The organism is Nonomuraea aridisoli, from assembly GCF_003236395.1.
Lineage (GTDB): Bacteria > Actinomycetota > Actinomycetes > Streptosporangiales > Streptosporangiaceae > Nonomuraea > Nonomuraea aridisoli.
The window spans coordinates 23,523-33,872 of record NZ_POUD01000076.1 but is presented as its reverse complement, the minus strand read 5'-3'; the positions used below and the strand labels follow the sequence as shown (position 1 = coordinate 33,872).

13 protein-coding genes are annotated in these 10,350 nt (G+C 68.7%); 7 read left to right on the top strand and 6 right to left on the bottom strand.

Annotated elements, in window-relative coordinates:
- The first annotated feature begins 131 nt into the window (after positions 1 to 131).
- Positions 132 to 968, top strand: a complete 837-nt coding sequence (locus C1J01_RS19745; protein ID WP_111180453.1) for an NsdA family TPR-like regulatory protein — start codon at positions 132 to 134, stop codon at positions 966 to 968.
- Here the strand turns inward: C1J01_RS19745 and C1J01_RS19740 are convergent.
- Positions 965 to 1,468: a phosphotransferase family protein gene (locus C1J01_RS19740; RefSeq protein ID WP_220039995.1), complete on the bottom strand. Its 504-nt coding sequence runs from the start codon at positions 1,466 to 1,468 to the stop codon at positions 965 to 967. The two genes, C1J01_RS19745 and C1J01_RS19740, sit on opposite strands and share 4 nt — an antisense overlap.
- Positions 1,469 to 1,772: 304 nt before the next feature.
- Between C1J01_RS19740 and C1J01_RS19735 the strand changes: the two genes are divergently transcribed.
- The 6 genes from C1J01_RS19735 to C1J01_RS19710 all read left to right on the top strand — a co-directional run bounded on the left by C1J01_RS19735 (position 1,773) and on the right by C1J01_RS19710 (position 6,042).
- Positions 1,773 to 2,108 carry an ArsR/SmtB family transcription factor gene (locus tag C1J01_RS19735; RefSeq protein ID WP_111180452.1) on the top strand — a complete coding sequence of 112 codons (336 nt, stop codon included), beginning with the start codon at positions 1,773 to 1,775 and terminating at the stop codon, positions 2,106 to 2,108.
- An 11-nt stretch (positions 2,109 to 2,119) separates the two neighbouring features.
- Positions 2,120 to 3,349, top strand: a complete 1,230-nt coding sequence (gene arsM, locus C1J01_RS19730) for an arsenite methyltransferase (RefSeq protein ID WP_111180451.1) — start codon at positions 2,120 to 2,122, stop codon at positions 3,347 to 3,349.
- 119 nt (positions 3,350 to 3,468) lie between these two features.
- Positions 3,469 to 4,122 (top strand): arsenate reductase ArsC, encoded by a 654-nt coding sequence (locus C1J01_RS52255; protein WP_111180450.1) that lies wholly within the window; start codon positions 3,469 to 3,471, stop codon positions 4,120 to 4,122.
- An 87-nt stretch (positions 4,123 to 4,209) separates the two neighbouring features.
- Positions 4,210 to 4,551, top strand: coding sequence for an ArsR/SmtB family transcription factor (locus C1J01_RS19720; RefSeq protein ID WP_111180449.1), 342 nt, complete (start codon positions 4,210 to 4,212; stop codon positions 4,549 to 4,551).
- A 14-nt stretch (positions 4,552 to 4,565) separates the two neighbouring features.
- Positions 4,566 to 5,651, top strand: a complete 1,086-nt coding sequence (gene arsB, locus C1J01_RS19715; protein ID WP_111180448.1) for an ACR3 family arsenite efflux transporter — start codon at positions 4,566 to 4,568, stop codon at positions 5,649 to 5,651.
- The gene (locus tag C1J01_RS19710) at positions 5,644 to 6,042 is read left to right on the top strand and encodes an arsenate reductase ArsC (protein WP_220039994.1); all 399 of its coding nucleotides are present in this window, start codon (positions 5,644 to 5,646) and stop codon (positions 6,040 to 6,042) included. The genes arsB and C1J01_RS19710 overlap by 8 nt, the downstream gene beginning before the upstream one ends.
- A gap of 2 nt (positions 6,043 to 6,044) precedes the next feature.
- Here C1J01_RS19710 and C1J01_RS19705 read toward each other — a convergent pair whose 3' ends face one another.
- The 5 genes from C1J01_RS19705 to C1J01_RS19685 are packed head-to-tail and all read right to left on the bottom strand — an operon-like array spanning position 6,045 to position 10,340.
- Complete coding sequence (locus C1J01_RS19705; RefSeq protein WP_111180447.1) at positions 6,045 to 7,091, bottom strand: ArsO family NAD(P)H-dependent flavin-containing monooxygenase; 1,047 nt, start codon at positions 7,089 to 7,091, stop codon at positions 6,045 to 6,047.
- Complete coding sequence (locus C1J01_RS19700; RefSeq protein WP_111180446.1) at positions 7,088 to 7,435, bottom strand: ArsR/SmtB family transcription factor; 348 nt, start codon at positions 7,433 to 7,435, stop codon at positions 7,088 to 7,090. The genes C1J01_RS19705 and C1J01_RS19700 overlap by 4 nt, the downstream gene beginning before the upstream one ends.
- Positions 7,432 to 8,676, bottom strand: coding sequence for an MFS transporter (locus tag C1J01_RS19695; protein ID WP_111180445.1), 1,245 nt, complete (start codon positions 8,674 to 8,676; stop codon positions 7,432 to 7,434). The genes C1J01_RS19700 and C1J01_RS19695 overlap by 4 nt, the downstream gene beginning before the upstream one ends.
- On the bottom strand, positions 8,673 to 8,945 hold the full coding sequence (locus tag C1J01_RS19690; RefSeq protein WP_111180444.1) for a hypothetical protein: 273 nt from the start codon (positions 8,943 to 8,945) through the stop codon (positions 8,673 to 8,675). Before C1J01_RS19690 ends, C1J01_RS19695 begins: the two co-directional genes overlap by 4 nt.
- A gap of 12 nt (positions 8,946 to 8,957) precedes the next feature.
- Complete coding sequence (locus C1J01_RS19685) at positions 8,958 to 10,340, bottom strand: FAD-dependent oxidoreductase (RefSeq protein WP_111180443.1); 1,383 nt, start codon at positions 10,338 to 10,340, stop codon at positions 8,958 to 8,960.
- Between the last annotated feature and the right edge of the window lie 10 nt (positions 10,341 to 10,350).

Here is a 10,350-nt window from a genome sequence, read left to right as displayed (position 1 = left end):
CTTCACCCACCCACTCAGCTTCGTCCGACGGGTGATCCGGCCTTGGCACCCGCTATCGAGGCCGCCTAAGATCCACTCACGGCACCTACCTCGTCGAGCCTTTTACACCGCTCCGAGGACGCGACCGTTCGGTGGTTCACGCCCGCTCTGTCCTTGTGCAGTACTACAACCGTGAAGTCGTTCCGATGCTCGACGGAAAGTTCACGGAGCCAGTGGGACGTTCTCTGTACGCGGCGGCTGCTGAAATCACCGAGCTGGTCGCCTGGACGGCTTACGACCTCGGCCGGCACGGACTCGCGCAACGGTACTTCCTGCAAGGTCTCCGCCTCGCGCAGGCGTCCGGAGATCGCATGCTGGGTGGCCTTCTACTGGCCGACATGAGCCATCAGGCCAACTACCTGGGCCGGTATGACCAGGCGATCCAGCTTGCCCGAGCGGCGCAGGAAGGCTGCAGGGGAGTGGCCACCGCGACCCCCATGGCCCTCTTCTTCGCGATGGAGGCACGAGCGCACGCGGGTAACGGGGACGAAGCTGCGTGCGTGCACGCTCTCCTGGAGGCCGAGAGACACTTCGCCAAGCGCAACGTGGACGACGATCCGTCGTGGGTGAGCTACTTCGACGCTGCCGAGCTGGCCAGTGAGGGAGCGCATTGCTACCGCGACCTCAGGAAGCCGACCCAGGCAATGGAGTTCGTGGGCCAGGCGGTAGGACTCTGTGACCCCATGTACGTGCGGACTCTGGCATTCGACCGCCTGGTTCAGGCAGCGAGCTACGTTCACATGGGCGAGCCTGGCCAGGCTGCGACGGTCGCTCTGGAGGCCATCGACCTGGCGGGAGCGCTGAAGTCGCAACGCTACCTTCGATACATCCGTGATCTTCAAGCGGATCTTGCGGCTCATGAAGGGGACAGCCGGGTGGCGGCTTTCAATGCCGTTGTCGCCGAGAAGTACTCCTCTCCGGCCGCCTAGAACGCCCGCCACCGCCGAGGCGCGTCGGGGTTCTTGAGGCAGAACATGCGGTTCCGAAACTCCTGCGCGATGGCTTCGTCTTCCTTGATGTTCTGCATCAACCATGTCGTCATCTTCAGCTCATTGATCTCTCTGAGTACGGGATAGCCGTCCCAGGCCAGAACGTCGAATCCGTAGCGTTCGGCGAATCCGTCGTAGTCAGCGCGCGTTCCCCAGCCCAGGCTGTGTTCGATAGCCGTGACGGCGAGATCCGTCTCGGGCGGCCCGAACGCGAATCGCTCGAAATCTATGAGGATGACCGTGCCGTCGGCGGCCTTGATGAGGTTGTCGGAATGGGCATCGCCATGCACCGCACACGGCGAGAGCGGGAAGCGCAGAGCCTCGTAGGAGTCTTGCAGCTTCTGCCTCCTGGACAGAAGGAACTGGCGATCGGCCTCCGTCAGAACGTCGGCCGCCATGATGCGCTCCGAGACGCGGCTGAGGATTTCCAGTCGAGGCACCTTCGCGCTGCTTTGCTGACCAGCGAAGGGTCAACGGATTGATTATGCGGAATTCTGCGGCACACTGCGGACCCGGATGCCTTCTGTGTTGTGCGGGCCGGTCCTACGGCTGACCTGTGGTTCTTCTTCCAGAAGGAGGTTTTGCGGATTCTGCGGTCTGCGAGCCTGCACGGACGTTCGCTGGGAGCAGGCGTCGCAGAGGGCGCGCCGGCGTTGCGTCCGGGCTTCGGGAGGATGCTGCAGATGACATGTTCGGTCACAAGCTCTTCCTGTCCCTCCCTTCATCGACTATCGTCGATTAACGATGAATGAGGAGAAGGGGCCCCTGGCGCGGGCAGAGGCCGAGGAGTACGCGAGCTGGTTCAAGGCGCTGGCCGACGCGACGCGGATTCAGATCGTGTCGTTGCTGGCGCGGCGGCGGGCGCCGATGAGCGTGGGGGAGATCGTGGCGGCCTCCGGGGTGGGGCAGTCGACGGTGTCGCACCACTTGAAGATCCTCGCTGAGGTGCGGTTCGTGCTGGTCGAGCGGCAGGCCACGTCCAGCCTGTATCGGATCAACGAGGCGTGTGTGAGCTGCTTTCCGACCGCGGCCGACGTGGTGATGGGCAAGCCGGTGCCGGCCGCGCCTACGTGTGAGTGAAGGAGCCTGTCATGGCGCATGACGAGGTCGTACGGCGGTATTCGGAGCTGGCGCGGGCCGCCATGGACGGGAAGCGCATCGCGGACTGTTCGGCGCAGGAGTTCGAGCAGGGCTCGTTCGGCGCCGGCGGCTATGACGATGTGAGCAGCTTGCCTGACGGCGCGGTGCGGGCCAGCCTGGGGTGCGGCAATCCGACCGCCGTGGCCGAGCTGCGCGCTGGGGAAACCGTCTTGGATCTGGGCTCGGGCGGTGGCATCGACGTGCTGCTGTCGGCGCGCCGGGTCGGCCCGCACGGCACGGTGTACGGGCTGGACGCGAGTACGGACATGGTGGCGCTGGCCCGCCGCAACGCCGAGCAGGCGCAGGTGCGCAATGTGCGGTTCCTGCACGGGACCATCGAGGACGTCCCGCTGCCCGATCAGGCCGTGGACGTGGTCATCTCCAACTGTGTGATCAATCTGTCCGATGACAAGTCCGCGGTGCTGGGCGAGGCGTTCCGGGTGCTGCGGCCGGGCGGCAGGTTCGGTGTGAGCGATGTCGTGGTCGAGGGAGAACTCAACGACGAGCGCCGTCGGGCGGCTGAGCGGCGCATCGGATGTGTGGCCGGGGCGCTGCCGGTGGCGGAGTATCGGCGGATTCTGGCGGCGGCCGGGTTCGTCGGCATCCGGATCAGATTGACGGCCGACCATAGTGACGGGGTGCACTCGGCGATCGTGCAGGCCACCAAGCCTTCCGTAGGTTCTGGTTTGGAGATCCGGCCGATGCGTGCGGCGGACGCTCCCCAGGTGCTGGCCATCTACCAGGCCGGCCTGGATACCGGTCAGGCCAGTTTTGAGACCACCGCGCCGAGTTGGGAGGGCTTCGACGCCGCCAGGCTGCCGCACCTGCGTTACGTGGCCGCGGACACCGAGACCGGCGAGGTGGTCGGCTGGGTCGCCGCCTCGGCGATCTCCAGCCGTCCGGTCTATGCCGGGGTGATCGAGCACAGCATCTATGTCCACCCGGACTGCCAGGCGCACGGCATCGGCCGCGCGCTGCTGAGCGCGTTCGTCTCCGCGAGTGAGGACGCGGACGTGTGGACGATCCAGACCGGCATCTTCCCGGAGAACGCCGCCAGCCTGTCCTTGCACCAAGCGCTCGGCTTCCGTGTCGTCGGGACCCGTGAGCGCATGGGTCGCCACCACGGCGTCTGGCGCGACGTCCTGCTGCTGGAGCGTCGCAGCACCGCAACCGGCACCTGAGCGAGTACCGGCGGCACGGATGTTCTTCCGGCGTTCATCGCCAGTACATCGATGACTGTCAATATCGAGGCACATCGAATTCGACAGCCGTCGATATGGATACCGCCGTCGGAGCTCCCATGGACAGCACCTACCGTCGCACCGACCTGACCGTTGATCAGCAACACGCCCTGCTGGCGGCCGCCCGCATTCTGACCGAGGAGTTCGCGGGCACGTTCGGCGTCGAGACCATCGACCGGTTCCTGCACACCAGCTATGTCCAGTTCGCCGGCCGCGCCACTGTGGCCAACTTCCTGCCGCTGCTGGCCGAGCGCTTCGCCCGTCAACGTCTGCGAGCCCTGGCCCGTATCGAAGGCAAGGACGCCAGCGGCGTGCCGATCGTGCTGTTCCTGTGCGTGCACAACGCCGGACGCTCTCAGATGGCACTCGGCTTCTTCGCCGAGCTGGCAGGCGAGCGTGCGGTCGGCTGGTCGGGCGGTACGGAACCCGTCGAGCGGATCAATCCCGCGGTGGTCGAGGCGATGCGTGAACGCGGTATCGACATCACCGCCGAGTTCCCCAAGCCATGGACCGCCGAGGTGGTCCAGGCCGCTGATGTGGTGGTCACCATGGGGTGCGGCGACGCCTGCCCGGTCTACCCCGGCAAGCGTTACCTCGACTGGGACCTGGCCGATCCTGAGGGCAAGCCCATCCAGCAGATCCGTTCCGTTCGAGACGAGATCGAGCGCCGCGTGCGTACCCTGCTGGGTGAACTCGGCATCCCGACCGCGTGAGAGCAGGGTCACGTCCCAAGCTGTATAGATGCATGTCAATATAGATGTGCAGCTAATTCGATGTCAGTCGATATGGACGGAGGGTAGATGGAACTGCTGGAGATCTTGGGGTGCAGCCCGCCGCTCGCCCGTGAACCGCTCGACGCCGAGCAGGCGGCCGCGGTGGCGCGGGTGTTCAAGGCGCTGGGTGATCCCGTACGGCTGCGCATCCTGTCGATCGTGGCCAGCCGCGCGGGCGGCGAGGTGTGCGTCTGCGACATCACCGGCGCCTTCGACCTCTCCCAGCCGACCATCAGCCACCACCTGAAGGTGCTCAAGGAGGTCGGGCTTCTGACCTCCGAGCGGCGCGCGTCCTGGGTGTATTACCGCCTGGTCCCCGAGACCCTGGGCGAGTTGTCGGCGCTGCTGACCGTGCCCGCCACGGTGTGAGAAGGGAACCAGAAATGTCCACCCGCGAGGCGGCTCAGCCGGCCCCGAGCGTGATCGGCGCCCTGTCGACGCTCGACCGTTTCCTGCCTGTGTGGATCATCGCCGCGATGGTCGCCGGTCTGCTCCTCGGGCGGCTCGTCCCCGGCCTGGACACCGCGCTGGAAGCGGTCAAGATAGGTGAGATCTCGCTGCCGATCGCGCTCGGTCTGCTGCTGATGATGTATCCGGTGCTGGCGAAGGTCCGCTACGACCGCCTCGGCACCGTCACCGGAGACCGCCGCCTCCTGATCTCGTCGCTGGTGCTCAACTGGGTGCTCGGCCCGGCGGTCATGTTCGCCCTCGCCTGGACGTTCCTGCCGGACCTGCCCGAATACCGTACGGGGTTGATCATCGTCGGGCTGGCCCGGTGCATCGCCATGGTCCTCATCTGGAACGACCTGGCCTGCGGCGACCGCGAGGCCGCCGCCGTCCTGGTCGCGCTCAACTCGATCTTCCAAGTGATCGCCTTCGGCGCGCTCGGCTGGTTCTATCTGCAGATCTTGCCTGGCTGGCTCGGCCTGGCACAGGCAACGCTCGACGTCTCCGCCTGGGACATCGCCCAGTACGTGCTGATCTTCCTGGGAATCCCCCTTGTGGCCGGTTACCTGTCACGCAAGCTGGGCGAGCGCACCCGGGGCCGCGACTGGTACGAGAGCCGCTATCTGCCGAAGGTCGGCCCGCTCGCGCTCTATGGCCTGCTGTTCACCATCGTCATCCTGTTCGCCCTGCAGGGACACACCATCACCTCCCAGCCCGGCGACGTCGCCCGCATCGCCCTGCCCCTGCTGGCCTACTTCGCCCTCATGTGGGGAGGCGGCTTCCTGGCCGGCAAGACGATCGGCCTCGGCTACGAGCGCGCCACCACGCTCGCCTTCACCGCCGCCGGCAACAACTTCGAGCTGGCCATCGCCGTGGCGGTCGGCGTCTTCGGCGTCACCTCGGGCCAGGCCCTGGCGGGCGTGGTCGGCCCGCTCATCGAAGTGCCCGTCCTGGTCGGCCTGGTCTACGTCAGTCTGGCCGGCCGCCGTCTGTTCCGTACGAAGGAGATCGTCCGTGCCTAGTGTCCTGTTCGTCTGCGTGCACAACGCGGGCCGCTCCCAGATGGCCGCCGGCTGGCTCACCCAGCTGGCGGGTGACCGCGTCGAGGTCCGCTCGGCCGGGTCGGAGCCGGCCGACCAGGTGAACCCGGTCGCCGTGGAGGCCATGCGGGAGGTCGGCATCGACATCACCGGCCAGAAGCCCAAGATTCTCACCATCGACGCCGTCGAAGCCTCCGACGTGGTCATCACCATGGGCTGTGGCGACGCCTGCCCGGTCTTCCCCGGCAAGCGCTACGAGGACTGGAAGCTCGACGACCCGGCCGGGCAGGGCATCGAAGCCGTGCGCGTGATCCGCGACGAGATCCGCACCCGCATCGAGAAACTGATCCACGAGCTGCTGCCGGTCGGCTGACCTCAGCGTCGAAGCTGGGCGGTGATCTCGGCGACCATGTGGCGAGCGGTGCGGCCGGCGCCGATGAGAGTGGCGGAGGCAGGGCCGGTCCAATCGCCGTACCCGAGGAGGTAGAGGCGGGGCTCGCCGGTGGCCCGAGTGCCGTCGGTGGGAATGAGGCCATCGGGGCCGCGCAGGCGGAGCGGGGCGAGGTGGCTGAGGGCGGGGCGGAAGCCGGTGCACCAGAGGATGACGTCGCAGGCCAGTTCGCTCCCGTCCGCCCAGGCGACCCCGGTGGGAGTGATGCGGGTGAACATGGGCTCGGCTTTGAGTACGCCGCGGTCGCGCGCCTCCCGTACAGAGGGAATGGCGACGATGTCGCCGAGGCCGCCGATCCCGTCGTCGCTCCGCCCGGCCTGGGCGGCGCGGTGGCGGCGGGTGGCCAGGTCGAACAGCGCGCGGCCGTCGATGTCGTCGGGCAGTAACCGCGGTGGACGCTGAGTCACCCAGGTCGTCTGCGTGACGGTGGAGAGCTCGGCCAGGATCTGCGCGGCGGAATTGCCGCCGCCCACGACCAGCACATGTCGTCCGCGGAAAGCCTCAGGGCGCCGGTAGTCGACGGTGTGGAGATGCTCGCCTCGGAAGTCCCTGACGCCGGGGTAATACGGCACGTACGGGCAGGTCCAGGTGCCGGTGGCGCTGACGACGATGCGGGCCTCCCAGTCGTCCTGGTCGGTTTCCACGATCAGGCGGCTCGCGCCTTTGTGCACCGCTCTCACGGTTAGCGGGCGGATGATCGGCAGTTCGTAGCGTTGCTCGTACTCGGCGAGGTAGGCGACCGTGTCCGCCGCGCTCGGATACCCGCCGCCGGGCATCATCCGGCCGGGCAGCGAGCTGAACGGGCCGGGCGAGAACAACCGCAGGGACTCCCACATGTGCTGCCAGGCGCCGCTGGGCCGCTCGTGGGCGTCGAGGATGACGAAGTCGGCCTTCGCCCGGCGCAGGTAGAAGCCCGCCGCCAGCCCGGCCTGACCGCCTCCGATGACCAGGACGTCGACCTGCCGCGTCATACAGTGGCGGGCTCGGCCAGCGGGGCGAACAGCGCGCCGAGCTTGTTCACCGTTTCGGGGACGATGCGGTAGTAGACCCAGGTGCCGCGTCGTTCGCCGTCGATCAGGCCGGCGGTGCGCAGCACCTTCAGGTGGTGGCTGATGGTGGGCGCGGTCAGCTCGAAGGCGTCGGTCAGGTCGCACACGCACGCCTCGCCGCCGGTGTGGGAGCCGATCATCGACAGCAGCCGCAGCCGTACGGGGTCGGCGACCGCTTTGAGCAGCGTCGCGAGCTCGGCGGCGTCGCCCTCGCTCAGCGGTTCGCGGGCGATCGGGGCGCAGCACTGGATCGTGGCGAGGCTCACGATGACACCTCCTGATTTGACGGCTGTCTAAACGATAGGCGATGGTAGGCGACCAACGCGACCGCGGCCGCCATGCACGCCGTGGTGACGGCTCCCATCACCCAGCCGTAACCGGCGGCCTGGGCCAGCGCCAAGGCTCCCAGCGGGGCCAGCGCCTTGTCCGCGACGGAGAACATCGCGATGCGCCCGGACAGGCTGGCGTAGGCGACGGTGCCATACTGCTCCGTGAGCAGGTGGGGCAGGGTGATCGTGCCGACGCCGAAGCCGATCCCGAACAGCAGCACGCACCCGATCGCCCCCGGCACGGTGGCGCCGACCAGCGGCAGCAGTAACGCGCCGACACCCTGAAGTGCGAAGATCGCGGCAGCGACGGGAGCGGCCGGCCGGCGGCGGCGCAGCCCGGTGGTGACGAGCCGCCCCGTGACCGACAGCACGCCGAGCAACCCCGCGATGGTCGCCGCGAAGACCGGGGTGTGGCTCAGGTGGATCAGGTACGTGATGAGCAGGACGGAGATGGTGGCCACCCCACCGCCGTGCGCGGTGAAAGCTGCGGCGAGCAGCCAGAACGGACGCTGCCGTACCGCGGCCTTCACGAGATCCGCACGTGACTCCGTCTTCGCGACCGGGCGGTGGGCCCGGCGGCGCAGGACCAGCGCGTGCAGGGGGATGGCCAGCGTGCCGTAGCCGATGGCCAGCACGACCAGGGCGTTGCGCCAGCCGTACTGCTCGACCAGCAGACCGGTGAGCGGCAGGAAGATGGAGGAGGCGAAGCCGGCCACGATGGTGAGCGTGAGCAGGGCGTTGGCCCGACCGTTCCCGTCGAACCAGCTGACGATGACCGCGAAGGCGGGCTCGTACAGGACCATGGCCGAGGCGATGCCGATGGCCAGGAAGACGCTGTACAACTGGGGCAGGCTCTCCACCCGCGACCAGGCGAGGACGGCGAGCGTGCCGAGCACCGAACCCGCCGTCATCAGCGCCCGTCCGCCGCGGGCGTCGAGCCAGCGGCCCACAAAGGGCGCGCACAGAGCCGTGGTCAGCACCGCGAGGGTCAACGCGGCGGCGACCTGGGGGCCGGCGGCGTCCAGGTCGCGTTGCATGGGGATGAGGAAGACCGAGAAGGCGTAGTAGAGCACGCCGTAGCCGATGGTCTGGGTGACGGCCAGGGCGGCGACGATCCGCCGGCCATGAGTGTCGCCGCTCTCACTGGTGGGAGCGGCGGCCTCGACGGTCGAACTCACGAGTCCCTGCTTGAGCAGGCGATCAGGGCACGACCGTCTGGTGTCGTCTTCCAGCGGTCGAACTCGGCTTCGGCGACGAAGCCCTGGGCTTGGAGACGCCAGGCGAGTGTTCCGGCCATGCGGGTGATGGCGAGGGAATAGCGGGGGTTGGTGCTGCCCGGCCGGGCGGCGAGGAGTTCGCCGGCCAGCCGGTCGGTCGGAATCGGCTCGTGGTCGCAGATGATGCGCAGGGCTTCCTTCTGCGCTGCCGTGGGGTGTCCGTCGGACATGTTCTTTCCCTGTCAGCCGCAGCAGCCGCCGCCGGACGAGACGGTGGCGAGCGGGAGCGGGGTGGCGAGCAGGCCGCCGCTGATGCCGGTGGCCAGGCCGACGCGCTGCTCCTGGGCTTCGGCGAGGTTGGAGGAGCATACGCCGGTTTCGGGCAGGTCGAGCTGCACGTCTCGGGCGGCGTCCCAGTCGCCGGCGAGGGCGGCGACGACCGAGCGGGCCTGCTCGTAGCCGGTGGCCAGCAGGAACGTGGGGGCGCGGCCGTAGCTCTTGACGCCGACCGTGTAGTAGCCGGGTTCGGGGTGGGCCAGCTCGTCCACGCCGTGGGGTGGGACGGTGCCGCAGGAGTGCTGGTTCGGGTCGATCAGCGGAGCCAGGGCGCGGGTGGAGCCGAGGATCGGGTCGAGGTCGAGGCGCAGCTCGGAGGTGATCGAGTGGTCGGGGCGGTAGCCCGTGGCCGACACGATGCGGTCGACGGTGACCGACTGCTCGTGGCCGGACGGGTCGCGGCTGACCACTGTGACCCGTCCGCCGTCGCGTTCGACGGAGTGGGTGAAGAAGCCGGTCAGCAGTTGGATCCGGCCAGAGGTGACCAGTTCGTGCAGGCGGGTGCCGAGGGCGCCGCGTGCCGGGAGGGCGTCCGCGTCTCCGCCGCCGTAGGCGCGGGTGGCCGAGCCGGCCCTGATGGCCCAGGTGATCTGGGCGTCGTCGAGCTGGGCGAGCGCGATGAGCGTGGTGGCGGCCGAGTGGCCGGCGCCGACGACGAGCGTGTGCCGGCCCTCGTACGCCGCCCGATCCTTGCCGAGCACGTCGGGCAGGGCGTGGTCGACGAGGCCGGCGATGTCGTCCTCGCCATGGGCGGGCAGGCCGCCGGCGCCCAGGACGTTCGGCCGGGTCCAGGTGCCGGAGGCGTCGATGACGGCCTTGGCCTGGAGTTCCTCGCCGGTGTCGAGCCGCAGCAGGAAGGGGGAGTCCTCGCGGCCGTTGGTGCGGACGCGGTCGTAGCCGAGGCGGCTGATCGCCGTCACTTTCACGCCGGTGCGCAGCCGGTCGCCGAACAGCTTGGCCAGCGGCGCGAGGTAGTCGGAGATCAGCTCGGCGCCGGTCGGCAGCCAGTCGGGGTCAGGGGCGGTCCAGCCGTCGGCCTCCAGGAGGCGGCGGGCGGCGGCGTCGATGTCGTACTTCCACGGGCTGAACAGCCGTACGTGCCCCCACTGCGCGATCGACGCGCCCGCCTGTTCGCCGGCCTCCAGCACGAGGAAGTCCAGGCCGCGTTCGGCCAGGTGGGCGGCGGCGGCCAGGCCGACCGGCCCTGCGCCGATCACGACCACGGGAAGCTCCGTGCGCGGCGTGAACCGCTCGATCTCGACGGCCGAGGGGCCACAGCATCCACTCATGATCGATCCT

Bases quoted from the DNA above. Each gene is read 5' to 3' on its own strand.
- C1J01_RS52255 (WP_111180450.1), top strand. From the start codon at position 3,469: ATGGACAGCACCTACCGTCGCACCGACCTGACCGTTGATCAGCAACAC.
- arsM (WP_111180451.1), top strand. From the start codon at position 2,120: ATGGCGCATGACGAGGTCGTACGGCGGTATTCGGAGCTGGCGCGGGCC.
- C1J01_RS19690 (WP_111180444.1), bottom strand. From the start codon at position 8,945: ATGTCCGACGGACACCCCACGGCAGCGCAGAAGGAAGCCCTGCGCATC.
- C1J01_RS19685 (WP_111180443.1), bottom strand. From the start codon at position 10,340: ATGAGTGGATGCTGTGGCCCCTCGGCCGTCGAGATCGAGCGGTTCACG.
- C1J01_RS19705 (WP_111180447.1), bottom strand. From the start codon at position 7,091: ATGACGCGGCAGGTCGACGTCCTGGTCATCGGAGGCGGTCAGGCCGGG.
- arsB (WP_111180448.1), top strand. From the start codon at position 4,566: ATGTCCACCCGCGAGGCGGCTCAGCCGGCCCCGAGCGTGATCGGCGCC.
- C1J01_RS19735 (WP_111180452.1), top strand. From the start codon at position 1,773: ATGAATGAGGAGAAGGGGCCCCTGGCGCGGGCAGAGGCCGAGGAGTAC.
- C1J01_RS19720 (WP_111180449.1), top strand. From the start codon at position 4,210: ATGGAACTGCTGGAGATCTTGGGGTGCAGCCCGCCGCTCGCCCGTGAA.